22 protein-coding genes and 2 pseudogenes are annotated in these 23,469 nt (G+C 70.0%); 17 read left to right on the top strand and 7 right to left on the bottom strand.

Going from position 1 to position 23,469, the window contains the following annotated elements:
• Positions 1–178 precede the first annotated feature (178 nt).
• Positions 179–967 (bottom strand): annotated as a pseudogene (locus tag EAO75_RS47420) (collagen binding domain-containing protein); the annotation flags it as partial.
• Here EAO75_RS47420 and EAO75_RS48595 point away from each other — a divergent pair.
• Entirely contained in the window at positions 900–1,229 is a 330-nt protein-coding gene (locus EAO75_RS48595; RefSeq protein ID WP_410092380.1) for a carboxypeptidase regulatory-like domain-containing protein, read from the top strand. The pseudogene EAO75_RS47420 and the gene EAO75_RS48595 sit on opposite strands and share 68 nt — an antisense overlap.
• Here the strand turns inward: EAO75_RS48595 and EAO75_RS47410 are convergent.
• Together EAO75_RS47410 and EAO75_RS16905 are read right to left on the bottom strand one after the other, a co-directional pair.
• A pseudogene (locus EAO75_RS47410) lies at positions 1,130–2,713 on the bottom strand (MDR family MFS transporter); the annotation flags it as partial. The gene EAO75_RS48595 and the pseudogene EAO75_RS47410 overlap by 100 nt on opposite strands.
• Positions 2,714–2,859: 146 nt before the next feature.
• Positions 2,860–3,303, bottom strand: a complete 444-nt coding sequence (locus EAO75_RS16905) for an SRPBCC family protein (protein WP_147995867.1) — start codon at positions 3,301–3,303, stop codon at positions 2,860–2,862.
• 192 nt (positions 3,304–3,495) lie between these two features.
• Between EAO75_RS16905 and EAO75_RS16900 the strand changes: the two genes are divergently transcribed.
• From EAO75_RS16900 to EAO75_RS16885, 4 genes are all read left to right on the top strand, one after another.
• Positions 3,496–4,524: an Rv2578c family radical SAM protein gene (locus tag EAO75_RS16900; RefSeq protein WP_147995866.1), complete on the top strand. Its 1,029-nt coding sequence runs from the start codon at positions 3,496–3,498 to the stop codon at positions 4,522–4,524.
• A 135-nt stretch (positions 4,525–4,659) separates the two neighbouring features.
• Positions 4,660–6,210 (top strand): alpha/beta hydrolase, encoded by a 1,551-nt coding sequence (locus tag EAO75_RS16895; protein ID WP_147995865.1) that lies wholly within the window; start codon positions 4,660–4,662, stop codon positions 6,208–6,210.
• A gap of 52 nt (positions 6,211–6,262) precedes the next feature.
• Entirely contained in the window at positions 6,263–6,661 is a 399-nt protein-coding gene (locus EAO75_RS16890; RefSeq protein ID WP_147995864.1) for a RidA family protein, read from the top strand.
• Between the two features lie 90 nt (positions 6,662–6,751).
• A complete protein-coding gene (locus EAO75_RS16885; RefSeq protein WP_147995863.1) occupies positions 6,752–7,288 on the top strand; it encodes a GNAT family N-acetyltransferase in 537 nt (178 codons plus the stop codon).
• A 19-nt stretch (positions 7,289–7,307) separates the two neighbouring features.
• Here the strand turns inward: EAO75_RS16885 and EAO75_RS16880 are convergent, their stop codons facing one another.
• A complete protein-coding gene (locus EAO75_RS16880) occupies positions 7,308–7,883 on the bottom strand; it encodes an adenylosuccinate lyase (RefSeq protein WP_147995862.1) in 576 nt (191 codons plus the stop codon).
• Between the two features lie 402 nt (positions 7,884–8,285).
• Here EAO75_RS16880 and EAO75_RS16875 point away from each other — a divergent pair, with 402 nt between their 5' ends.
• The 3 genes from EAO75_RS16875 (at position 8,286) to EAO75_RS16865 (ending at position 11,438) form a co-directional block, all read left to right on the top strand.
• A complete protein-coding gene (locus EAO75_RS16875; protein WP_147995861.1) occupies positions 8,286–10,091 on the top strand; it encodes a 3-hydroxyacyl-CoA dehydrogenase family protein in 1,806 nt (601 codons plus the stop codon).
• A gap of 187 nt (positions 10,092–10,278) precedes the next feature.
• Positions 10,279–11,091: a TetR family transcriptional regulator gene (locus EAO75_RS16870; RefSeq protein WP_187284470.1), complete on the top strand. Its 813-nt coding sequence runs from the start codon at positions 10,279–10,281 to the stop codon at positions 11,089–11,091.
• 128 nt (positions 11,092–11,219) lie between these two features.
• Positions 11,220–11,438, top strand: coding sequence for a hypothetical protein (locus EAO75_RS16865; protein WP_147995859.1), 219 nt, complete (start codon positions 11,220–11,222; stop codon positions 11,436–11,438).
• Between the two features lie 13 nt (positions 11,439–11,451).
• Here EAO75_RS16865 and EAO75_RS16860 read toward each other — a convergent pair whose 3' ends face one another.
• Both EAO75_RS16860 and EAO75_RS45895 read right to left on the bottom strand, forming a co-directional pair.
• Entirely contained in the window at positions 11,452–12,132 is a 681-nt protein-coding gene (locus EAO75_RS16860; protein ID WP_147995858.1) for an NAD(P)/FAD-dependent oxidoreductase, read from the bottom strand.
• Between the two features lie 3 nt (positions 12,133–12,135).
• A complete protein-coding gene (locus EAO75_RS45895; protein WP_187284469.1) occupies positions 12,136–12,303 on the bottom strand; it encodes a hypothetical protein in 168 nt (55 codons plus the stop codon).
• A gap of 40 nt (positions 12,304–12,343) precedes the next feature.
• Between EAO75_RS45895 and EAO75_RS16855 the strand changes: the two genes are divergently transcribed.
• The 9 genes from EAO75_RS16855 to EAO75_RS16815 all read left to right on the top strand — a co-directional run bounded on the left by EAO75_RS16855 (position 12,344) and on the right by EAO75_RS16815 (position 22,315).
• Positions 12,344–12,733 carry a helix-turn-helix domain-containing protein gene (locus EAO75_RS16855; RefSeq protein WP_147995857.1) on the top strand — a complete coding sequence of 130 codons (390 nt, stop codon included), beginning with the start codon at positions 12,344–12,346 and terminating at the stop codon, positions 12,731–12,733.
• Between the two features lie 380 nt (positions 12,734–13,113).
• A complete protein-coding gene (gene ccrA, locus EAO75_RS16850) occupies positions 13,114–14,457 on the top strand; it encodes a crotonyl-CoA carboxylase/reductase (RefSeq protein ID WP_147995856.1) in 1,344 nt (447 codons plus the stop codon).
• 17 nt (positions 14,458–14,474) lie between these two features.
• A complete protein-coding gene (locus tag EAO75_RS16845) occupies positions 14,475–16,523 on the top strand; it encodes a protein meaA (protein WP_147995855.1) in 2,049 nt (682 codons plus the stop codon).
• Entirely contained in the window at positions 16,520–17,482 is a 963-nt protein-coding gene (locus EAO75_RS16840; protein ID WP_147995854.1) for an HpcH/HpaI aldolase/citrate lyase family protein, read from the top strand. Before EAO75_RS16845 ends, EAO75_RS16840 begins: the two co-directional genes overlap by 4 nt.
• 15 nt (positions 17,483–17,497) lie before the next feature.
• Entirely contained in the window at positions 17,498–18,010 is a 513-nt protein-coding gene (locus tag EAO75_RS16835) for a MaoC family dehydratase (protein ID WP_147995853.1), read from the top strand.
• A gap of 2 nt (positions 18,011–18,012) precedes the next feature.
• Positions 18,013–19,218 carry an acyl-CoA dehydrogenase family protein gene (locus EAO75_RS16830; RefSeq protein WP_147995852.1) on the top strand — a complete coding sequence of 402 codons (1,206 nt, stop codon included), beginning with the start codon at positions 18,013–18,015 and terminating at the stop codon, positions 19,216–19,218.
• A gap of 170 nt (positions 19,219–19,388) precedes the next feature.
• Positions 19,389–20,048 (top strand): phosphatidylserine decarboxylase, encoded by a 660-nt coding sequence (locus EAO75_RS16825; protein ID WP_003996602.1) that lies wholly within the window; start codon positions 19,389–19,391, stop codon positions 20,046–20,048.
• 22 nt (positions 20,049–20,070) lie between these two features.
• Entirely contained in the window at positions 20,071–20,889 is an 819-nt protein-coding gene (gene pssA, locus EAO75_RS16820) for a CDP-diacylglycerol--serine O-phosphatidyltransferase (protein ID WP_030948294.1), read from the top strand.
• A gap of 205 nt (positions 20,890–21,094) precedes the next feature.
• Positions 21,095–22,315, top strand: a complete 1,221-nt coding sequence (locus EAO75_RS16815) for an alpha/beta hydrolase (RefSeq protein WP_147995851.1) — start codon at positions 21,095–21,097, stop codon at positions 22,313–22,315.
• A 4-nt stretch (positions 22,316–22,319) separates the two neighbouring features.
• On the opposite strand, the gene EAO75_RS16810 is transcribed toward EAO75_RS16815, so the two are convergent.
• On the bottom strand, positions 22,320–23,438 hold the full coding sequence (locus tag EAO75_RS16810; RefSeq protein ID WP_147996052.1) for a glycerate kinase: 1,119 nt from the start codon (positions 23,436–23,438) through the stop codon (positions 22,320–22,322).
• Positions 23,439–23,469: the final 31 nt, after the last annotated feature.

Genomic DNA, 23,469 nt, shown 5'->3' with positions numbered 1-23,469 from the left:
CCCTCTCTCCCCAAGGCTTCGCAAGATCTGCGCGCCCCCACCACCGTACGGCTCCGGCGCTCGGCGGTGTGCGGCAATACGGGAATTGGTGCGCCGGGATCGCCACGGCGACACGGGGTGGCGAGGTGTCCGCCCGTGCCGCGTCCGCGCAGGACAGGCCGGGTGCGGGGCTCCTGGCTCAGTCCTCGTGTCCGAGCTGAAGATCGCGTTCCGTTCGGCCTCCTCCGGCGATCTGGAGCACGGTGGCGACCGGCGGGTAACCCGCGGCGATGACGGTGTACTCGCCCGTGGACAGGTCGACGAACCGGAACGTGCCGTCGGGGCCCGTGGTGAGGGTGTCCACGACATTGCCGGCCGCGTCCAGGAGCGTCACGCGCGCGTCCTCGACGGGCCTGCCCCACCCTTCGGCCGGGGGGACCCCCATCGCGCTTCGCTCGCCGCCCGCCCGCACGGTGCCGCGCAGCAGGGCGCCGCCGGCGAGTTCGATGTCCTGGCGGGTCTCGCGGGCCGCCTTGACGGTGACGGGGACGGCGGCCGGGCTGAAGGCGGGGGCGCTCGCGGCGAGGGTGTACTCGCCGGCGACCAGCTCGGTGATGACGTAGCCGCCCTCGCGCCCGGAGCGGGTGGTGGCGACGACCTCGCCCCGGACGTTGGTGAGGGTGACGGTGGCGTCCACGGTGGTGCCGTCCGGGGTGATCACGGTCCCGGCGAGACGTCCGGCGCCGCCCAGGACGATGTCCACTTCGACGGGGAGCTCGCCGACGGTCACGGTGACGGCCTGCGGCTGGTGGCCGCCGGCCGCGGCGATCATGACGTAGGCCCCCGCGCCCGGTGCCACCAGCGCGTACCGCCCGTCCTGTCCGCTCGCGCCGCGTCCGACCTGCTGCCCGGCGACATCGATGAGCGTGAGCGCCGCGTGCGGTACGACGGTCCCGTCGGGGTGCTGCACGCCGCCGCACACGGGGATCACCAACGTCCGGGGCGAGGTCGTCGCCACCACCCGCTCCGGGCGCGAGGGCGGCTACGTCATCACCGAGCTGGTCGCCGGCGAGTACACCCTCGCCGCGAGCGCCCCCGCCTTCAGCCCGGCCGCCGTCCCCGTCACCGTCAAGGCGGCCCGCGAGACCTCGGGGGCGGGGGCGTCGTGGGACGCTGCGCTGTTCACGAGGGGGGTCTCCTTGAGGAAACAGGCGATGAGCAGACCGAGCACGAGCACCGGCACGAGGTAGAGGAAGATCCTCGGCATGGCGTCGGCGTAGGCCTGGATGTAGGCGTCGCGCAGCGCCGGGGGCAGGGCGTGGACGAGCTGCGGGGTGATGGACTCCGGGTCGGGCAGGCCGGCGCCCGCGTGTGCGGGGAGTCGTTCGGCGAGGGCGTCGGCGAGCCGGCCGGCGAACAGGGTGCCGAAGATCGCCGCGCCGACACTGCCGCCGATCTGCCGGAAGTAGTTGTTGGCGCTGGTGGCGGTGCCGAGGTCGGCGGGGCGCACGGAGTTCTGCACGGCGAGGATCAGGACGGGCATCACCATGCCGATGCCGGCGCCGAGCACGGCCATCCAGATGCTGTAGTGCAGCCGGGGTGTGTCGATCTCCAGGCGGGACAGCAGCCACATGCCGAGGACCGACAGGGCGCTGCCGAGCACGGGGTAGATCCGGTAGTGCCCGGTGTGGCTGATGAGTTGGCCGCAGACGATCGAGGCGCCGACGATGCCGCCCATCATCGGCAGCATCAGCAGGCCCGACTCGGTGGCGGTGGCGCCGTCGACCATCTGCAGGAAGGTCGGCAGATAGCTGGCGGCGCCGAACAGGGCGACGSCGATCACGAGGCCCACCAGGCCGGTGATGTTGAAGACGGAGTCCCTGAACAGCCTCAGTGGGATGAGGGGTTCGGCGGCGAAGTGCTCGGCGATGAGGAAGAGCACGGTGGCGACGGCGGCGCCCGCGCCGAGGCCGAGGATGACCCGTGAGTTCCAGGCGTACTCGGTGCCGCCCCAGCTGGTCAGCAGGACCAGGCAGGTGGAGGCGGCGGCGAGCAGCAGGGAGCCGAGGATGTCGAGCCGTGCCTTGGCCTCGGGCTTCGGCAGCTTCAGCACGACGGCGACGACGGCGAGGGTGAGCAGGCCGAAGGGGACGTTGATGTAGAAGCACCAGCGCCAGGTGAGGTGGTCGGTGAAGTAGCCGCCCAGAAGGGGCCCGGCGACGGAGGCAAGGCCGAACGCGGCGCCGATCAGGCCCATGAAGCGGCCTCGGTCGCGGGGCGGCACGATGTCCGCGATGATCGCCTGGACGCCGATCATGAGCCCGCCCGCGCCGACGCCCTGCACGGCGCGGTAGGCGATCAGCTGGTCCATCGTCTCGGCCCGGCCGGCGAGCGCGGAGCCGACGACAAAGACGACGATCGCGAACTGGAAGACGCCCTTGCGGCCGAGGAGGTCGCCGAGCTTGCCGTAGACCGGCAGGCCGATGGTCGCGGTGAGCAGGTAGGCGGTGATCGCCCAGGACATCCTGTCCAGGCCGTGCAGCTCGCCGACGATCTTCGGCAGCGCGGTGGCGACGATCATCTGCTCCAGCGCGGCCAGCAGCAGCGCGAGCATCAGCCCGATGAAGACCAACCGCACCCGGCGCGGGCTCAGTTGGGTCTCGACGCCTCGGGGCGGGGCCTGCGGAGGTGGTGCGGTGACGATTTCATCCTGCACCAAGGTCGTGCCGCCCACGTACCGCTCCCCTCGCCGTACCTGCTCACATTTCCCGCATTAGGCGACAACTACGAGCAAGCACGGCGAGTTACGGCGGCGCCCCGGACACGGCGGAGATCCACTCGATCCGGTGAGGAGGCCAAGGGCCCCCAGGCACCCGGGACTTAACTCTCGACCTCGGTGGCGAGCCTGGCGAGCTGCGCGTCGTAGATCCGGCCGAGCCCCTTGGGCGCGAAGGTCTTCTCGAAGAAGCCGCCGATGCCGCCGGCGCCCTGCCAGGTGGTGGTGACGACGACCCGGGACTTGCCCTCGCCGGCCGGGGTGACCCGCCAGGTGGTGACCATGGAGGAGTTGCGGTCCTTCTCGACGAGCTCGCCGTCGGTGGGCTCGCTGACCTCCAGGAGGCAGTCGCGCACGCGCTTGCTGGTGGCCTGGAGCTTCCAGTGGACGAGGGTGCCCTCGCCGTCGCCGCCCTCACGCACCTCGTACTCGCTGAAGTGCTCCGTCAGCAGATTCTGCCGGGTGCCGGTGTAGTCGGCGAGGGCGTCGAACACCTTCTCCGCGTCCGCCGCGACGACCCGCTCAGTAGTGGCCTCGACCTGCGCCATTGACTTCCTCCAGGACCAGAATTCTCGGGGGTTGGAGCAAGCCAACCACCCCGCTCCCGGACCGCCCAAATCGGGGTCCCGAACTCGTCCCCGAAGCGGTCGCACAGTGATCGAAAACGAAGCCAGGGTATAGGTCGCACGATCAAGGGAACATGTGTTCTATTCTGTGGGCAGTGCTACCGAGGAGGCCTCATGCGCTGGGAGAACCTCACCCTGGAGTCCGACCACAGCCGTGCCGACTCCGCGCTGTTCGGCGCGGACGCGGTGGTCACCCGTACCTTCGACACGCCCGAGTTCGCCGGGATCACGTTCCATGAGATCCGGGCCCGCTCGATCCTCAACCGGGTGCCGGGCGCCTCGCGCATGCCCTTCGAGTGGACGGTCAACCCCTATCGGGGCTGCTCGCACGCGTGCGTGTACTGCTTCGCCCGCAAGACCCACAGCTATCTGGACCTGGACACGGGCCTCGGCTTCGACTCCCAGATCGTGGTCAAGGTGAACGCGCCCGAACTGCTGCGCCGCCAGCTCGGCTCGCGCCGCTGGCAGGGCGATCACATAGCGATGGGCACGAACGTCGACTGCTACCAGCGCGCGGAGGGCCGCTACCGCCTGATGCCGGGGATCCTCGCCGCCCTGCGCGACCACGCCAACCCGTACTCGATCCTCACCAAGGGCACGCTGATCCTGCGCGACCTGGAGCTGCTGAAGCAGTCCGCGCAGGTGACGGACGTCGGCGTCTGCGTGTCGGTCGGCTTCACCGACCCCGAGCTGTGGCGCACCGTGGAGCCGGGCACACCCGCCCCGGAGCGGCGCCTGGACGTCGTACGGACCCTGACCGAGCACGGGCTCGGATGCGGGGTGCTGATGGCGCCGGTGATTCCGTTCCTGAGCGACCACCCGGCCCAACTGCGGGCCACCGTGCGGGCGATCGCGGCCTCCGGGGCCACCTCCGTCACGCCCCTGGTGCTGCATCTGCGGCCCGGGGCGCGCGAGTGGTTCATGGCCTGGCTGGCCCGGGAGCACCCGTATCTGGTGCGCCGCTACGAGCGGCTGTACGCGGACGGTGCGTACGCGCCGAAGTGGTACCAGCGCCGGATCACCCGTCAGGTGCACGACCTGGCGCAGGAGTACGGCATCGGGCCCGCACGGACGGGGATGCCCCGGCGGATCCACGAGCCCGAGCCCGCGATCACCGAGCCGACCCAACTCTCGCTCATCTGAGAGCATTGGAGGGCATCCCTCGACCCAATCGGGTCAAGTCTTGCCAGAACGAGTTCTTTCGGGCGCCCTCGCCGGGACGATGCGGCCAGGACCGTGACACCCGCGGTCCGCGACCCTCCGCCCCGGGAGGACCCCATGGGAACACGCGCAGCCGTGCTGTGCGCCGCCGCCGTCCTCCTGGCCGCGGCCGTGACGGCCGTCCCCGCCCAGGCGCAGGCCGCGCCGCTGACCTGGAAGAAGTGCGGCACCGAGAAGTACCCGACGCTCCAGTGCGCGTCCCTGGAGGTACCGCTCGATCACGCCGCTCCGCACGGGCGCCGGATCACCCTCGCGCTGTCCCGCGTCCCGCACACGGCGAAGACGTACCAGGGCCCCCTGCTCGTCAACCCCGGCGGCCCCGGAGGCAGCGGGCTCGCCCTCGCCGCCTTCGTCGCCTCCGCCCTGCCCAAAGCGGTCGCGGCCCAGTACGACGTCATCGGCTTCGACCCGCGCGGGGTCGGCAGGAGCAGGCCCGCCCTCGACTGCAAGCCGGGCCACTTCGCCCCGGTACGCGCCGACTCCGTGCCGAGCACCCCGCAGACAGAGCATGCGAACCTCCTGCGCGCTCAGTCCTTCGCGCGGGCCTGCGCCAAGAAGTACGGCGACGTGCTCCCGTACATCGACACCGTCAGCGCCGTGCGCGACATGGACCGGATCCGTACGGCACTGRGCGCGAAGCAGATCAACTACTTCGGTTACTCGTACGGCACCTACCTCGGCGCGGTCTACGCCAAGCTCTTCCCGGAGCGGGTGCGCCGGGCGGCCCTGGACTCGGTCGTCGACCCGACCGGTGTCTGGTACGACGACAACCTCGCGCAGGACGTCGCCTTCGACGACCGCCACCGCGCCTTCCTGGCCTGGGTCGCCAAGCACCACGCGAGGTACCGGCTCGGCACCGACCCGGCGCGGGTCGAGGCCAAGTGGTACGCGATGCGGGCGGCGCTGGCCAAGAAGCCGGCCGGCGCCAAGGTGGGCGCCACCGAACTGGAGGACACCTTCGTCCCGGGCGGCTACTACAACGGCTACTGGCCCTACCTCGCCGAGGCGTTCGCGGCGTACGTGAACGACAGGAACGCCGACCCGCTGGTCGATGCGTACAAGAAATTCGGCGCGTCCGGCGCCTCCACCGACAACAGCTACAGCGTCTACGCCGCGGTGCAGTGCCGGGACGCGTCCTGGCCGCGTGACTGGCAGCGGTGGCGGGCCGACAACCGGGCCGTGCACGCGAAGGCGCCGTTCATGACCTGGAACAACGCCTGGTACAACGCGCCGTGCGCGTTCTGGCCGACGAGCTCGCTGCGCGCGGTGGACATCGCCAACAAGAAGCTGCCGCCGATGCTGCTGTTCCAGGCGACCGGCGACGCCGCCACTCCGTACCAGGGCGCCGTCACGGTCCACGAGCGGCTGGCCCGTTCCAGCCTCGTGGTCGAGCGGGGCGGCGGCAACCACGGCATCACGCTGGGCGGGAACGCCTGCCTGGACAAGCACCTCGCGGCCTATCTGACCGACGGCACGGTGCCGCGCGGCAAGGGCACGGTCGACGCGGTGTGCAAGGCGCAGCCCGACCCGAAGCCGCTGCGCGCCAAGGCCGAGGCGTCGGCGTCGCGCGGCGCCGAACTGCACGGGCTGCTCGGGTTCCGGCACTGAGCAACGGAGGTCCGTCGGGGGTGTTGTCAGACCCGTGGTCCAGGATGGACGCATGAGTGAGCTGACCAGGATTCCCGCCCCGGACGGGGTCGCCCCCGCCGCCCAGTACTCGCATGTCGTGCTCGGCAGGGGCCGTTTCGTCGCCGTCTCCGGCCAGCTCGCCCTGGACGAGGACGGCCGGATCGTCGGCGAGGGCGACCCGGCGGCACAGGCCCGCCAGGTCTTCGAGAACCTGCGGCGCTGCCTTGCCGCGGCCGGGGCGGGTTTCGACGACGTCGTCAAACTCACCTACTTCGTCACGGACATGGCCCATATGCCCGCCATCCGTGCGGCCCGCGCCGAGCACATACCCGACGACCGGTTGCCGGCCGCGTCGGCGGTGCAGGTCGCCGGGCTGGTGCGTCCGGAGTTCCTGATGGAGGTGGAGGCGTTCGCGGTGCTCCCGGGCTAGCGGTGCTCCCGAGCTAGCGGTGCTCCCGGGTTAGCGGTGTCCCCGGGGCAATGGAGCGCCGACGCGGCGGGCGGCATCTAGGGTCCCCTCATGGACGACGACGGCATACGGATCCGCCCCATGACCCCGGCCGACTGCGACCGCGTCGCCGCGATCCGGATCGGCGGCTGGCGGAGCGCCTACCGGGGCCTGATACCGCAGTCGTACCTGGACGCCCTGGACGTGACACAGGACGCCGAACGCCGCCGCGGATACTTCGCGCAGGCCGACGGCAGCGTGGTCGACCTGGTCGCCGAGCGGCACGGGGAGATCGTGGGCTGGGCCTGCCACGGGCCGTACCGCGACGGCGAAGTGCGCACCGAGGACGCCGAGTTGTACGCCATCTATGTCGACCCGGGTCGGTACGGCACGGGCGTGGGCCGCGCCCTGCTCCAGGAGTCGGTGCGGCTGTGCACGGCCGCCGGCCACACGCGGATGCTCCTGTGGGTACTCAAGGACAACACCCGGGCCCGCCGCTTCTACGAGCGGGCGGGCTTCCGGGCGGACGGCGCCGAGGAGCCCTTCGAGGCGGACGGGGTGGCGGTGCCGGAGGTGCGGTATGCGCGGGAGCTGGCGGCGCCCCGTTGAGCGACGCACCGTGGGCGGCTCAGCGCTGATGCGGGATCCGTGCCAGCGCGCGTACCGCCGCCTCCGCCAGGGTCGGGTGGGCCAGGGCCTCGTTCAGTACCTGTCTGGCCCGGGTGTCGCCCAGCTCGCCGAGGCCCTCCACGCAGGCGAGGGCCACGCGGCGGTAGGGGTCGTGCGGGCGCAGGCGTCGTTCGAGGGTGGTGATCAGGGCGGGGACGGCTTCGGGGGCGCGCAGTTCGACCAGGAGCCGGACGGGATGCAGGGCGTAGGCGACGCGGAGTTCGTTGGTGGCGAGGGCGGCAGCGGCGCGGGCCGTGCGCGGGTCGCCGAGGCGGGCGAGGGCGTGGGCGGCGCAGACACAGCGCTCCGGGTCGCGGTGGTTCAGCAACAGGACGAGCGACTCGAAGGCCCGCGGGTCCCGGGCGAGGCCCAGCCGGAACGCGGCCAACTCCCGTGCCCACAACGGCTGTCCGGGCGCGGTGAGCACACCGGCCAGTTCGTCGAGGTCCTCGGTCGCCACGAGGCGGTCGTACGCGGCCGTCGCTCCGGACTCCTGCCGTAAGCGCTCCGTGAGTGATCGCAACTCTTCGTCCATGAAGCCGAGCGTATGCAAGCGGCCCGCCGCGCGGGACCTACATCACAAACACGGGGGCTGGCGTGCTCGTTACCCACCGGTTAAGCTCATACGAGCGAGTCACCCACTCGCATTTCTGCTTGCAGCGGCCTGGTGACGCAGCCGCCGCGAGTGCTGGTCGGTTCGGTACCTCGTGTACCTCAGTACGACTCGGCCCCGGGACAGGGCCGGTCGGATCCCGTTCCCTCAGGGCGTGTGCGCGCCCTGGGCGACGGCACCGGGCGTGTGCGCCAGTAGCCCGGCAAAACACCCGCACTCACTCCTTTCCGCACCCGGTGCGCTCACAGTTCGGCCTCAGTTGAGCCGGGCTCCGGCGCACCCGGGCGCGCTCCCAGTCGTCACCCTCATTCCTGGAGTCCCGCGATGGCCACTCCCCTGTCCGACACCCCTCAGTCCCCGCTCAAGACCGTTGCCGTCGTCGGCCTCGGCACCATGGGCACCGGCATCGCCGAGGTCCTGGCCAAGGCCGGTCGCGAGGTCATCGGCATCGACATCAGCGAGGCCGCGACCGCCAAGGCCGTCGCCGCCCTGGAGTCCTCGACCGCCCGTGCCGTCGCACGCGGCAAGCTCACCGAGGACGAGCGCGCGGACGCCCTCGCCCGCGTCCGCACCTTCACCGACCTGCGGGCCGCGGCCGACGCGGACCTGGTCATCGAGGTGGCTCCGGAGTCGTACGAGATCAAGCAGCAGATCTTCCGTGAGCTGGACGGGATCGTGCGCCCCGAGACGATCCTCGCGACCGGCACCAACGCCCTGTCGGTGACCCGGCTGGCAGCCGACTCGTCCCGCCCCGAGCGGGTGCTCGGTCTGCACTTCTTCAACCCGGCGCCGGCGATGCGGCTGGTCGAGGTCGTCTCCTCGGTGCTGACCGCGCCCACGGCCGTCTCCGCGGTCACCAACCTCGCACTGGACCTCGGCAAGGAGCCCGTCGCGGTCGGCGACCGGCCCGGTTTCGTCGCCGACGGGCTGCTGTTCGGCTACCTGAACCAGGCGGCCGCGATGTACGAGGCGAAGTACGCCTCCCGTGAGGACATCGACGCCGCGATGCGGCTGGGCTGCGGGCTGCCCATGGGCCCGCTGGCGCTGCTCGACCTGATCGGCATCGACACCGCGCGCCGGGTCCTGGAGGCCATGTACGCCGAGTCCCGCGACCGGCTGCACGCCCCCGCGCCGATCCTCAAGCAGCTCAGCGAGGCGGGCCTGACGGGCCGTAAGTCGGGCCGCGGCTTCTACACGTACGAGGCTCCCGGCAGCGCCGTCGTCGTGCGGGACGCGCTGACGCCGCTGGAGGGCGCCGACACGGCCCCCGGCCGGACGGTCCGCTCCGTCGGTGTCGCGGGCTCCGGCACCATGGCGTCCGGCATCGCGGAGGTCTTCGCCAAGGCCGGGTACGAGGTCGTGCTGGCCGCCCGCAGCGAGGAGAAGGCGCAGGTCGCGAAGGCCCGTATCGGCAAGTCGCTCGCCCGCTCCGTCGACAAGGGCCGGATGACCGCCGAGGCCGCCGCGCAGACCCTGGACCGGATCACCGCGGCGGGTACCTACGAGGCGTTCGCCGACGTCGATCTGGCCGTCGAGGCCGTCGCCGAGGACCTGGAGATCAAGCAGCAGCTGTTCGCGACGCTGGACAAGGTCTGCAAGCCGGGCGCGGTGCTGGCCACCACCACCTCCTCGCTGCCCGTCGTCGCCTGTGCCCGCGCCACCTCGCGTCCGCAGGACGTGATCGGCATGCACTTCTTCAACCCGGCGCCGGCGATGAAGCTGGTCGAGGTCGTCCGCACGGTGCTGACCGGTGACGACGTCCACGCGACGGTCCGCGAGGTCTGCGGCAGAATCAAGAAGCACGCCGTGGACTGCGGTGACCGGGCCGGATTCATCGTGAACGCGCTCCTGTTCCCGTACCTGAACAACGCGATCAAGATGGTGCAGGAGCACTACGCGACGCTGGACGACATCGACGCGGCGATGAAGCTGGGCGGCGGCTACCCGATGGGCCCGTTCGAGCTCCTGGACGTCGTCGGGCTGGACGTGTCCCTCGCGATCGAGAAGGTCCTGCACCGCGAGTTCCGCGACCCGGGCCTGGCTCCGGCGCCGCTCCTGGAGCACCTGGTGGCCGCGGGCTGCCTCGGCCGCAAGACGGGCCGCGGCTTCCGCGAATATGCCCGGCGCTAAGGGGCGTCCCGGCGACTGGTTCAGAGACGGTCAGGAGTGGGGCGGGCTGCTGGACCCCGGCAGCCCTCCTCCGGCCGTCCGGCGCGGCCCGACCGCACCCGCCGAACCCGGCACTCCCCCGCCCTCCGTGGGCGGGGGAAACCCTGTACATGCGCATCAAGCTGCGCACATGCAGTACGTTCGGGTCATGTCCCAGCCCGCCAAGTCCTCACGTACACCAGCCACGCCCGACGCGCCGGAAAGTGCCGCAGGCAGTCGCGCGGCCGCCCAGCGGCTCAAGATGCGCCGCGAACTGGCGGCCGCGGCGATGGAGCTGTTCGCGACCAAGGGGTACGAGGCGACCACCGTCGACGAGATCGCGGCCGCGGCCGGGGTCGCGCGCCGCACGTTCTTCCGCCACTTCCGTTCCAAGGAAGAGGCGATCTTCCCGGACCACGACGACACGCTGATCCGCGCCGAGGCGGTCCTCAACGCCGCCCCCGCCCACGAGCACCCGCTCGACACGGTGTGCCGTGGCATCAAGGAGGTCATGCGGATGTACGCGGCACGGCCGGAGATCTCGGTCGCCCGCTACAAGCTCACGCGCGAGGTGCCCACCCTGCGTGAGGCGGAAATCGCGTCGGTGGCCCGCTACGAGCGCCTGTTCACCCGCTATCTCCTCGGCCACTTCGACGAGCACGCACACGACGACGACGCCAACGACGACCCGCTGCTGGCGGAGGTCGCCGCGTCGGCCGTGGTCACGGCGCACAACCACGTCCTGCGGCGCTGGCTGCGCGCGGGCGGCCAGGGCGATGTGGAGACGCAGCTCGACCATGCCTTCGCGATCGTGCGCAGGACGTTCGGGTCGGGGATCGGTGCGGGCCGTGAGACCGCGCCGCGTACGGCGCCGGCGTCCGTGGCCGCGCAGGGCGAGGTACTGGTGACGGTGGCCAGGACGGACGCGCCGCTGGACGAGGTGATGCGGACGATCGAGCAGGCCCTGAAGGAGCGGGCCTGAACCTCGCCGCGGGAAACGTCGCCCGGGAAGCGTCGCCTTGGGACTTTCCGCGGGAACCTTCGCGTTGAGTGATCCGTCTTTCATTTCGAAGCCGGATCTTCAGCAGTGCGCGACGGAAGCGAGTTGCCATGCAGGCGAACGACCCGACCAAGCTCGAAGCCACGCTGGCCGACGGGCGGCGCATGACCCTCTCTCTCCCGGCGACTGACGCCGCGTGGGCCGCCGACGGCATAAAGGGCCTGCGCGCCGTCCCGCCCACCCACACGGGCCGCGGCGAGGAGCCTCCGGCGCTGCCCGAGCAGCCCACGCTGCAACTGGAAGTGGCGCTGCTGGGACTGGGGCTCTAGCGGACCGGGGACCTCACGGTCGGAGGGCCCGGCCCCGACGCCGTACCGACCGACCCGGGGCGAACCTCGCCGCCGGCCCCGGGTCCGCGTCCCCCGTGAGCAGCCCCGCCACCAGCCGTCCCGTCACCGGGGCCAGCATCAGGCCCAGCATGTTGTGGCCGGTGGCGAGCAGGACGCGGGGGCGGCCCGGCACCGGGCCGATCAGCGGCAGTCCGTCGGGGGCCATCGGGCGCGGGCCCATCCACTCCTGCTCCCGGCGCTCCCAGTCGGCCCGGGGCAGATACGGCCGCGCGGCCGCCACGAGCGCCTCCACGCGGCCCTGCCGGAACCGGTCAGGATCCCGGTCGAACTCCGTCGTCCCGGCGACCCGCACCCCCTTGCCCATCGGCGCCGGCACCGCCTTCGCCGAGCCCAGGAGGACCAGGCGTTTCGGCAGCGGCTCGGCCGGCACCGAGAAGCTGTAGCCCTTCCCGGCGGCCACCTCCACGCGTACGCCGAGCGAGGCGCACACCTCCCGGGACCAGATGCCCGCAGCGACCACGACGGCGTCCGCCTGGTAGGTCCCCGCGGTCGTACGGACCTCGACACGGTCCGCGCCCTCCCGCACCGCAGTCACCGGGGCGCCCTCCACCAGCTCGGCCCCGTCCCGCCGCAGCCGCTCGGCCGGCGTGTCCACGAACTGCCCGGGATCCACGGCTCATTGACGCTCCATCAGGAACCCGGCTCGTGCGGCGGGCCCGAGCGCGGGTTCCGCCTCGGCCGGCGCCGCGCCCCGCAGCACCCCCTCGGGCGCGAGCGGCGCGCCGAGCCGGCCGAAGCCCGCCAGCCCGTGCGCGGCGTCCTCGTACGAGGGGTACGCGAACACGCGGGCCGGGATCGGCGAGCCGGGCAGGGGCGTCGCCGGGATGCACGACTCGTATCGGGACGCGGCGCCGGCACTGCGTGCCGGGACGCGGCTGGAGCCGGACGGCCGTGTCTTCGCCGTGGCCGGCCTGCGCGTGCCGCAGCTCGTGGCCTCGGTCGACCGGCATCCGGCATCTGGCATCCGGCATCTGGCATCTGGCATCTGGCATCTGGCATCTGGCATCCGGCCAGGCGATCAGCGTTTCCCGCAGCACGGGCCAGTCCTCCCGCTGGGCGGCTTCCAGCTCGTGCGGACGGCGGAGCGGCTCGCCGTGCGCCGGAACACGCTGCTCTACCGGCTGACGAAGATCGAGGAGCTGAGCGGGCGCGGGGTGCGCGAACCCCGTACCGCGATGGCCATGTACCTGGCGTGTCCGGCCGATGCCCTGTAGGCGACCGGTGGGTGACCGATAGCGCCCGATTAGCACCTACTCACGGGTAGCTTTGATCGATCATCGCTCATTTGTTACGTAAAGATTTCATCTGAGAGCAAGTTCTGGCACCCAGTGCCTTGCCGGATGACACGCGGTGCCATACGTTGAAGGAGTCCGGGCGGCCGGCGTGCAGAGACCTTTCGTACGCCGGCTGTCCCCGCAAGTCCCTCCCGGGGCCTGCGCGCCCGGCGCCTGCGTCACAGGCAACCTCCCGCGCCACAAAGCGCTGCCGAACAGCACAACCGCCGAACCGACGGCAATCACCAAAAAACCCTCAGCAGCACCGACGTAACCCTCAGCACCCCTCCCTCAGGGTGCGCATCGCCGGAGGCAACACCGTGACCGTCAAGGACATTCTGGACGCGATCCAGTCGCCGGACTCCACGTCCGCCGACTTCGCCGCTCTGCCGCTCCCCGAGTCGTACCGCGCGATCACCGTGCACAAGGACGAGACGGAGATGTTCGCGGGCCTGGAAACCCGCGACAAGGACCCGCGCAAGTCGATCCACCTCGACGACGTCGCTCTGCCCGAGCTCGGCCCGGGCGAGGCCCTGGTGGCCGTCATGGCCTCCTCGGTCAACTACAACTCCGTGTGGACCTCGATCTTCGAGCCGCTGTCGACGTTCGGCTTCCTGGAGCGCTACGGCCGGCTCAGCGAGCTCACCAAGCGCCACGACCTGCCGTACCACATCATCGGCTCCGACCTCGCGGGCGTCGTCCTGCGCACCGGCCCGGGCGTCAACTCCTGGAAGCCCGGTGACGAGGTCGTCGCGCACTGCCTGTCCGTCGAGCTGGAGTCCTCCGACGGCCACAACGACACGATGCTCGACCCCGAGCAGCGCATCTGGGGCTTCGAGACCAACTTCGGCGGCCTCGCCGAGATCGCCCTGGTCAAGTCCAACCAGCTGATGCCGAAGCCCGGCCACCTGAGCTGGGAGGAGGCCGCCGCTCCTGGTCTGGTCAACTCCACCGCCTACCGCCAGCTGGTGTCCCGCAACGGCGCCGGCATGAAGCAGGGCGACAACGTCCTGATCTGGGGCGCGAGCGGTGGACTCGGGTCGTACGCCACGCAGTTCGCGCTGGCCGGTGGCGCCAACCCGATCTGTGTCGTGTCCAGTCCTCAGAAGGCGGACATCTGCCGGGCGATGGGCGCCGAGGCGATCATCGACCGCAACGCCGAGGGCTACCAGTTCTGGAAGGACGAGCACAACCAGGACCCCAAGGAGTGGAAGCGCTTCGGCAAGCGCATCCGCGAGCTCACCGGCGGCGAGGACGTCGACATCGTCTTCGAGCACCCCGGCCGCGAGACCTTCGGCGCCTCCGTCTACGTCACGCGCAAGGGCGGCACGATCGTCACCTGTGCGTCCACCTCGGGCTACAACCACGAGTACGACAACCGCTACCTGTGGATGTCGCTGAAGCGGATCATCGGTTCGCACTTCGCCAACTACCGCGAGGCCTGGGAGGCCAACCGGCTCATCGCGAAGGGCAAGATCCACCCCACCCTGTCGAGGGTCTACTCCCTGGAGGAGACCGGCCAGGCCGCGTTCGACGTGCACCGCAACCTCCACCAGGGCAAGGTCGGCGTCCTGTGCCTCGCCCCCGAGGAAGGTCTCGGCGTGCGCGACGAGGAGATGCGCGCCAAGCACGTCGACGCCATCAACCGCTTCCGCAACATCTGAGACACCCGAGGTCATTGATGACTGAGCGTCAGAACGCCGACGGGGCAAGGGAGAAGGACCGGCCGTGGCTCATGCGCACGTATGCCGGTCACTCCACGGCCGAGGCGTCCAACGAGCTGTACCGGCGCAACCTCGCCAAGGGCCAGACCGGCCTGTCGGTCGCGTTCGACCTGCCGACGCAGACCGGCTACGACTCCGACCACATCCTCGCCCGCGGCGAGGTCGGCCGGGTCGGCGTGCCGATCGCGCATCTCGGTGACATGCGCCGGCTGTTCCAGGACATCCCCCTGGAGCAGATGAACACCTCGATGACGATCAACGCCACCGCCATGTGGCTGCTGGCGCTCTATCAGGTCGTCGCCGAGGAGCAGGGCGCGGACATCACCAAGCTCCAGGGCACGACCCAGAACGACATCGTCAAGGAGTACCTGTCGCGGGGGACCCATGTCTTCCCGCCGGGGCCCTCACTCCGGCTGACGACGGACATGATCGCGTACACGGTCTCCCACATCCCGAAGTGGAACCCGATCAACATCTGCAGCTACCACCTGCAGGAGGCGGGCGCCACGCCGGTCCAGGAGATCGCGTACGCGATGTCCACCGCGATCGCGGTTCTCGATGCCGTACGCGACTCCGGGCAGGTCCCCGCCGAGAAGTTCGGGGACGTCGTGGCCCGTATCTCCTTCTTCGTGAACGCGGGCGTCCGCTTCATCGAGGAGATGTGCAAGATGCGGGCGTTCGGGCGGATCTGGGACAAGGTCACGCGCGAGCGGTACGGCATCGAGAACCCCAAGCAGCGCCGCTTCCGGTACGGCGTCCAGGTCAACTCCCTCGGTCTGACCGAGGCGCAGCCGGAGAACAACGTCCAGCGGATCGTGCTGGAGATGCTGGCCGTGACGCTGTCGAAGGACGCACGCGCGCGTGCCGTGCAGCTGCCCGCCTGGAACGAGGCCCTGGGCCTGCCCCGGCCGTGGGACCAGCAGTGGTMGCTGCGCATCCAGCAGGTGCTCGCCCATGAGAGCGATCTGCTGGAGTACGAGGACATCTTCGAGGGCTCGCACGTCATCGAGGCGAAGGTCGCGAAGCTCGTCGAGGAGTCGCTCACCGAGATCGACCGGATCCAGGAGATGGGCGGTGCGATGGCCGCCGTCGAGTCGGGCTACCTCAAGTCGCAGCTCGTCTCCTCGCACGCGGAGCGCCGCGGTCGTATCGAGTCCGGTCAAGAGAAGATCATCGGCGTCAACATCTTCGAGACGACCGAGCCGAACCCCCTCACCGCCGACCTCGACACGGCGATCCAGACGGTCGACCCGGCCGTCGAGGCCCGTGTCATCGCCTCGCTCCAGCACTGGCGGGACACCCGCTACCAGCCGCCCTTCAACCACCCTCGCCCGTGCAAGGCGCTGGAGCGGCTGAAGGAGGCCGCGAAGGGCACCGGCAACCTCATGGAGGCCACCTTGGAGTGCGCCCGCGCCGGCGTCACGACCGGCGAGTGGTCCGGGGCGCTGCGCGAGGTGTTCGGCGAGTTCCGGGCGCCGACGGGGGTCTCGTCCGCGCCGGTGGCGGTGCCGGCGGAGGAGGGCTCGGCGATGGCCGACGTCCGCCGCAAGGTCGACCTCACCGCGAAGGACCTCGGCGTCGGCAAGCTGCGCTTCCTGGTGGGCAAGCCGGGCCTGGACGGGCACTCCAACGGCGCCGAGCAGATCGCCGTGCGGGCGCGTGACGCCGGGTTCGAGGTGGTCTACCAGGGCATCCGGCTGACGCCGGAACAGATCGTGGACGCGGCCATCGCCGAGGACGTGCACGCGGTCGGCCTGTCGATCCTGTCCGGTTCGCACGCCCAGCTGGTGCCGGACGTGCTGGAGCGGCTCCGTGTGGCCGGTGCCACAGATATACCCGTGATCGCCGGTGGCATCATCCCGAATGGTGACGCCGAGCAGCTCAGGGCCGCCGGTGTCGCCGCCGTCTTCACCCCGAAGGACTTCGACATCACCGGAATCATCGGCCGCATCGTCGACGAGATCCGGAAAGCGAACAAGCTCGACCCCCTGGAGGTCCCCGCATGACGACCGTCAACCGCCTTCGCCCGCGGCGCTCCTGCCTGGCTGTACCGGGCTCGAACCCGCGCTTCCTCGAAAAGGCGCAGGGTCTCCCGGCTGACCAGGTCTTCCTCGACCTTGAGGACGCGTGCGCCCCGCTCGCCAAGCCCGAGGCGCGGCACACCATCGTCAAGTTCCTCAACGAGGGCGACTGGACGGGCAAGACGAGGGTCGTGCGCGTCAACGACTGGACGACCGAGTGGACGTACCGCGACGTCGTCACGGTCGTCGAGGGCGCCGGCCAGAACCTCGACTGCATCATGCTGCCGAAGGTGCAGACGGCCCAGCAGGTCGTCGCCCTCGACCTGCTGCTGACCCAGATCGAGAAGACGATGGGCTTCGAGGTCGGCAAGATCGGCATCGAGGCGCAGATCGAGAACGCGCAGGGCCTGAACAACGTCAACGAGATCGCGACGGCGTCCCAGCGCGTCGAGACGATCATCTTCGGCCCGGCCGACTTCATGGCGTCCATCAACATGAAGTCGCTGGTCGTGGGCGAGCAGCCGCCCGGCTACCCGGCGGACGCCTACCACTACATCCTGATGAAGATCCTGATGGCCGCCCGCGCCAACAACCTCCAGGCGATCGACGGCCCCTACCTCCAGATCCGCAACATCGACGGCTACCGCGAGGTCGCCCAGCGCGCCGCGGCCCTCGGCTTCGACGGCAAGTGGGTGCTGCACCCGGGCCAGGTCGAGGCGTCCAACGAGATCTTCTCGCCGTCGCAGGAGGACTACGACCACGCCGAGCTGATCCTGGACGCGTACGACTACTACACGTCCGAGGCGGGCGGCAAGAAGGGCTCGGCGATGCTCGGCGACGAGATGATCGACGAGGCCAGCCGCAAGATGGCGCTGGTCATCTCCGGCAAGGGACGCGCCGCCGGTATGCAGCGCACGTCGAAGTTCGAGACCCCCGACAACTAAGGAGCCCTGAGCGCGATGCAGTTCGGACGCACCTACGAGGAGTTCGAGGTCGGGGCGACGTACAAGCACTGGCCGGGCAAGACGGTCACGGAGTACGACGACCACCTGTTCTGTCTCCTCACCATGAACCACCACCCGCTCCACATGGACACGAACTATGCGGAGAAGACGACGGACTTCGGCAAGAACGTCGTCGTCGGGAACTACATCTACTCCCTGCTGCTCGGCATGAGCGTGCCGGACATCTCCGGCAAGGCGATCGSCAACCTGGAGATCGAGTCGCTCAAGCACGTGGCGCCGACCTTCCACGGCGACACGATCTACGGCCAGACGACCGTGCTGGACAAGTGGCCGTCGAAGTCGAAGAACGACCGCGGGATCGTCTACGTCGAGACCAAGGGCTACAAGCAGGACGGCACGCTGGTCTGCGTCTTCCGCCGCAAGGTGATGGTGCCGACCGAGACGTACATCAAGGAGCGCGGCGGCGAGCAGCCGGGCCGCCCCGAGCTCAAGGAGCAGGAGAAGTAGCCATGGCGCGACTCGCCCAGACCGCCGGTCTGACCGACATCCAGCAGGAGATCCTCTCCACCGTCCGCGACTTCGTGGACAAGGAGATCATCCCGGTCGCGACCGAGCTGGAACACCGCGACGAATACCCGCAGCAGATCGTCGACGGCCTCAAGGAACTGGGCCTGTTCGGCCTGATGATCCCCGAGGAGTACGGCGGCCTGGGCGAGTCCCTCCTGACGTACGCCCTGTGCGTCGAGGAGATCGCGCGCGGCTGGATGTCGGTGTCCGGCATCATCAACACCCACTTCATCGTGGCGTACATGCTCAAGCAGCACGGCACGCAGGAGCAGAAGGACCACTTCCTGCCGCGCATGGCGGCCGGCGACATCCGCGGCGCCTTCTCGATGTCGGAGCCGGGCCTGGGTTCCGATGTGTCGGCCATCACGTCGAAGGCGGTGAAGGACGGCGAGGAGTACGTCCTGAACGGCCAGAAGATGTGGCTGACGAACGGCGGAACGTCAAGTCTGGTCGCCGTGCTCGTCCGAAGTGACGAAGGACACCCCGAGGGCACCGCGCCCCATAAGTCGATGACGACCTTCCTCGTCGAGAAGGAGCCCGGCTTCGGAGAGGTCCGCCCCGGCCTCACCATCCCCGGCAAGATCGACAAGATGGGCTACAAGGGCGTCGACACGACCGAGCTCATCATGGACGGCCTGCGGATTCCGGCCAATCGGGTGCTCGGCGGCGTCACCGGGCGCGGCTTCTACCAGATGATGGACGGCGTCGAGGTCGGCCGCGTCAATGTGGCGGCGCGTGGCTGTGGCGTCGCTCAGCGTGCGTTCGAGCTCGGCGTCCGGTACGCCCAGCAGCGACACACCTTCGGCAAGCCGATCGCCCAGCACCAGGCCATCCAGTTCAAGCTGGCCGAGATGGCTACCAAGGTCGAGGCCGCGCATGCCATGATGGTGAACGCGGCACGCAAAAAGGACTCCGGGGAACGAAACGACCTTGAGGCTGGGATGGCGAAGTACCTCGCCTCCGAGTACTGCAAGGAGGTCGTGGAGGATGCATTCCGGATCCACGGCGGCTACGGCTTCTCCAAGGAGTACGAGATCGAGCGCCTCTACCGCGAGGCTCCGATGCTGCTGATCGGTGAAGGTACTGCCGAGATCCAAAAAATGATCATCGGTCGCAGGCTGCTCGAGGAGTATCGCTTCCAGGGCTGATTGTCCGGATACGGGGTGTTTTCTTGGAGAAGAAGATCACACCCTGTCAACACTCTTCGGCCGCCGACTCGGCTTCCTGGCTTGCCCAGTTGTRGCCACCGACCGGTACCATCCCGGGAAAGCCGCCGTCCCCTGATACCGCGCGGCATCATCCGCTACGAAGGTCATCCATGCCCCACAGCCAAACCTCTGCACCACGCGACAGCCAGGTCGGCGGCGTACGCCTCGCGCGCGGAGCATCGCCGTGGCTTCTCCCGACCGTCGCCACCGCAGCCGTCAGCCTGCTGCGCGCACGCCGCTCCGGCGTCGCCAAGGCCGTCGCCGTGCCCGCCACCGCTCTCGCGGCGGGCATGCTGTGGTTCTTCCGCGACCCCGAGCGCGAGATCGCCCAGGGCCGGGTCATTTCGCCCGCCGACGGTGTGGTGCAGAGCATCATGCCGTGGAAGGACGGCCGCACCCGCGTCGCGATCTTCATGAGCCCGCTGAACGTCCACGTCAACCGTGCGCCGCTCTCCGGCACGGTCACCTCCGTGGAGCACATCCCGGGCGGGTTCGTTCCGGCGTTCAACAAGGAGAGCGAGAACAACGAGCGCGTAGTCTGGCATTTCGACACCGAACTCGGCGACATCGAGATGATCCAGATCGCCGGCGCGGTGGCCCGCCGTATCGTCCCCTACATCCCGCAGGGAACGAAGGTCGAGCAGGGCGACCGTATCGGTCTGATCCGCTTCGGCTCGCGTGTCGACATCTACCTGCCCGAGGGCGTGGAGGTCGCGGTCGAGGTCGGGCAGAAGACCGTGGCTGGGGTGACTCGCATTGACCGTGATTGATCCTGAGACTCAGCCGGGCTGGGTGCCCGAGGCGGACGAGGTGGACGAAGAGGAGGAGATGCCTCTTTCTCTCCGCCTGTCGATAGCGGACACCCTCACTCTCGGTAACGCCACGTGCGGGTTCATGGCGGTGTACTTCACCACCACCGGGATCCTCATCCCGCACCTCACCGGTGACCAGGAGACCGGCATGGCCCGCCACAGCGCGGCCACCGCGGTCATCCTGATGCTGTGCGCGGCGGTCTTCGACCTGTTCGACGGCCTCGTCGCGCGCAAGCTGCGTTCCTCCCCCATGGGCGCGGAGCTGGACAACCTGTCCGACCTGATCAGCTTCGGTCTGGCGCCGGCGTACTTCGTCCTCGTCTACGGCATGGTCGCCGACGACGCCCACCAGCGGGTGGCTGCGGTCGGCGCGATCGTGGTTCTGCTGGCGGTGGTGCTGAGACTCGCGCGCTTCTCGTGCGTGACGCCGCCGAACGGAATGTTCCAGGGCATGCCCTCGCCGTTCGGTGCGCTGACCGTGGTGTCGATCGTCCTGCTGGAGCTGCCCTTCGTGGCGACGCTGCTGGCGATCCTCGGTACGGCGTGGCTCATGGTCAGCCGGGTCGAGTACCCGAAGCCGCGAGGACGCCTCGCGGTGGCGATGCTCGCCTGGATCGTGGTCAGCATGGGACTGCTCGCCGCCTGGGCCTTCGACGCCCCGAGTGGCCAGCTGCTGCTCCAGACCGGGTGCGCGCTGCAGCTGGTGATGGGCGCGGTGATCCCGCTGTTCGCCACGGCTCGCCGGGTGAACAACTTCCGCGACAACCGGCGTGAGGCGCGGGCTGCGCAGCTGCCCTGACCCTCACGTCAGCGCCTACGGGTGTGGCCCGAACCTTCGAGGTTCGGGCCACACCCGTTTCGCGTTCAAGGGCTGCGCCCGCATCCCTTTTGAGCAGTCAATTATCTTCGCTGCGGGCCGAGTTGCAGTGGGGCACATCAGGGCAGACGGTGGAAGTGATGGCAATAAACGCCATTCATCTCATTTCATCCACCGGGAGACAACCATGGCCACCGTGCCCCCTCCGAAGGATCACCTGGTCCCGCACGTCTCGAAGATCCCGGCCAACTATGGCGACACCGTGCAACTTTTCGTACGGGAGTACAACGGCGCCCCGAACCCGGCCGAGCGCGAGCCGGTCCTGATGCTGCACGGGAGAAGCGTGCCGGCGCTCGTGGGGTTCGACCCGCACATCACGGGCGAGGGACTCGCCAACCGGTACAGCTGGGCGCAGTACCTGGCGAAGGAGAAGTACGACGTATTCATCATGGACCTGCAGGGCTCGGGGCGGTCGCCACGACCGAAGATGGACGAGCCCAGCAACGCCAACCCGGCACAGCAGCGCGCGCTCCTGGTGCCGAACCCTCTCGCGGCCGAGCACGATCCTCTGTACCCCTTCCAGCTGGGCAACGCCAGGAGTGAATGGGCGGAGGTAGAGACGGTTGTCCGCTTCATCCAGGACGAGATCGGGCAAGCCAAGAAGATCCGCTTCGTCGGCTGGTCCGCGGCCTCGTTCGTCATGGGTCCCTATGCCCTCCAGCACCCTGGCGAGGTCGAAAGCCTGCTCCTGCTCGCCCCGATGTTCCCGCCGAGGGGACGGTGGTCGAAGCAGACGGCACTTCCCTTCGACCCTCCTCCCAACGTGAACCTGCCCGTGAACAGCCCGGCACCAGTGTTCGGCTTCCCGATGCACCTCACGAGCAAGATCGGCTTCGCGGCCAGCACGGGCGGCAACCCCGTCCTCTGGGAGCCCGGCATCGGGGACAAACTGTGGCAGGTCGTCATGGAGAACGATGCCACGGGCAGCAAGTGGGGTCCGGACACCTCCCCGGGTGTCCCCGCGGGCGTCATGCGGTACCGGAACACCTACTGGTGGGGCTGGAACGCGCAGACCGTGCCGCACGAGAACCCGGCCGGTGAGCACGTACTCGGCGAGCAGGTCCCCGTGTTCATCGTCTACGGGGAGCTGGACCGTACCGCCAACACCGCGTCGACCAGCCCGGACGACCTGTACTTCTCCGTCCCGGCGCTCTACGCGGCGATAGGAGGAACGGAGAAGCTGATGTTCTGCCTGGAGGGTTCGGGCCACAACCCGGTCTGGGAGCGGCCCACGGCCGAGGCCCTGCACCACATGTCGAAGCAGTGGTTCAAGAACGGCAAGGTACAGGGCCGCTCCAGCGGCAGTTACTTCAGGGAGATCGACGGGAACATCACCGGCATACCCTGACCGGTCAGACCAGGAAGTCCTGAGCGATCCGCTCCGCCACCCGCTCCAGGATCGGCCCCGCTTCCGCGATGCACTTCGCCACGTCCGGCTCGACGTCCGTCAGCGGGTACGCGCGCCGGATGCCGGCCCGCCCCAACGCCTCCGGCGCCAGCGCGAGGCGGCCGCACACCGCGACGACCTCCTTGCCCGCCGCGCGGGCAGCCGCGGCGACGCCGGCCGGTGCCTTGCCGTGCAGGGTCTGCTCGTCGAGGGAGCCCTCGCCGGTGATGACGAGGTCCGCCCGCTCCAGCGCGGGCGCGAAGCCGAGGACGTCGAGCATGACCTCGATGCCGGGGCGGAAGCGGGCACCGAGGAGGAGGGCGCCGTAGCCGATGCCGCCCGCGGCACCGGCGCCGGGTGCGGCGGCATGCTCGGCGGCCTTGGAGCCGGCCGACTCCTCCAGCACCTTCGCGAAGTGCGCGAGCGTGCCGTCCAGCGTCCGCACGTCGTCCGGGGAGGCCCCCTTCTGCGGGCCGTACACCGCCGGCGCACCCTTCGGGCCGGTCAGCGGGTTGTCGACGTCGCTGGCGAGCACCAGGTCCACGGAGGTCAGTCTCGGGTCCAGGCCCGACAGGTCGGCCGTGGCCAGGTCACCCAGGCCGCCGCCGCCCGGCGCCACCGGCTCGCCGTCCGCGTCGAGGAAGCGCGCGCCCAGCGCGGTCAGCATTCCGGCGCCGCCGTCCGTGGTGGCGCTGCCGCCGACGCCGAACACGATGGTGCGGGCGCCCGCGTCCAGCGCGGCCCGCAGCAGCTCGCCCGAGCCGTACGTGGACGCCGTGAGCGGCGCGAAGACACCCGCGGGCAGCCTCTGGAGTCCGCTCGCCTCGGCCATCTCCACGACCGCCGTGTCGCCGCGCAGCGCGAACGCCGCGCTCACCTCGTGCCCGAGGGGCCCGGCGACCCGTACCTCCCGCCGCTCGAAGCCGGCCGCGACCGCCGCGTCCACGGTCCCGTCGCCGCCGTCGGCCACGGGCATGGCCTCCACCTCGACGCCCGGCACGACCCGGCGCAGACCGGCCGTCACACGCTCGGCGACCTGCACGGCCGTCAGCGACCCCTTGAACTTGTCCGCGGCGATGAGCACGCGCTGTGTCACCAGTTTTCCCCTTGCTCTT

This window comes from Streptomyces sp. UW30 (genome assembly GCF_008042075.1).
Taxonomy (GTDB): domain Bacteria; phylum Actinomycetota; class Actinomycetes; order Streptomycetales; family Streptomycetaceae; genus Streptomyces.
This window is presented reverse-complemented; position numbering and strand designations above follow the sequence as displayed.

What these genes read in the sequence shown, in the direction of transcription:
- EAO75_RS48595 (WP_410092380.1), top strand. Translation starts at nt 900, where the DNA reads ATGAGCGTGAGCGCCGCGTGCGGTACGACGGTCCCGTCGGGGTGCTGC.
- EAO75_RS16905 (WP_147995867.1), bottom strand. Translation starts at nt 3,303, where the DNA reads ATGGCGCAGGTCGAGGCCACTACTGAGCGGGTCGTCGCGGCGGACGCG.
- EAO75_RS16900 (WP_147995866.1), top strand. Translation starts at nt 3,496, where the DNA reads ATGCGCTGGGAGAACCTCACCCTGGAGTCCGACCACAGCCGTGCCGAC.
- EAO75_RS16890 (WP_147995864.1), top strand. Translation starts at nt 6,263, where the DNA reads ATGAGTGAGCTGACCAGGATTCCCGCCCCGGACGGGGTCGCCCCCGCC.
- EAO75_RS16885 (WP_147995863.1), top strand. Translation starts at nt 6,752, where the DNA reads ATGGACGACGACGGCATACGGATCCGCCCCATGACCCCGGCCGACTGC.
- EAO75_RS16880 (WP_147995862.1), bottom strand. Translation starts at nt 7,883, where the DNA reads ATGGACGAAGAGTTGCGATCACTCACGGAGCGCTTACGGCAGGAGTCC.
- EAO75_RS16875 (WP_147995861.1), top strand. Translation starts at nt 8,286, where the DNA reads ATGGCCACTCCCCTGTCCGACACCCCTCAGTCCCCGCTCAAGACCGTT.
- EAO75_RS16870 (WP_187284470.1), top strand. Translation starts at nt 10,279, where the DNA reads ATGTCCCAGCCCGCCAAGTCCTCACGTACACCAGCCACGCCCGACGCG.
- EAO75_RS16865 (WP_147995859.1), top strand. Translation starts at nt 11,220, where the DNA reads ATGCAGGCGAACGACCCGACCAAGCTCGAAGCCACGCTGGCCGACGGG.
- EAO75_RS16855 (WP_147995857.1), top strand. Translation starts at nt 12,344, where the DNA reads ATGCACGACTCGTATCGGGACGCGGCGCCGGCACTGCGTGCCGGGACG.
- EAO75_RS16840 (WP_147995854.1), top strand. Translation starts at nt 16,520, where the DNA reads ATGACGACCGTCAACCGCCTTCGCCCGCGGCGCTCCTGCCTGGCTGTA.
- EAO75_RS16830 (WP_147995852.1), top strand. Translation starts at nt 18,013, where the DNA reads ATGGCGCGACTCGCCCAGACCGCCGGTCTGACCGACATCCAGCAGGAG.
- EAO75_RS16825 (WP_003996602.1), top strand. Translation starts at nt 19,389, where the DNA reads ATGCCCCACAGCCAAACCTCTGCACCACGCGACAGCCAGGTCGGCGGC.
- EAO75_RS16815 (WP_147995851.1), top strand. Translation starts at nt 21,095, where the DNA reads ATGGCCACCGTGCCCCCTCCGAAGGATCACCTGGTCCCGCACGTCTCG.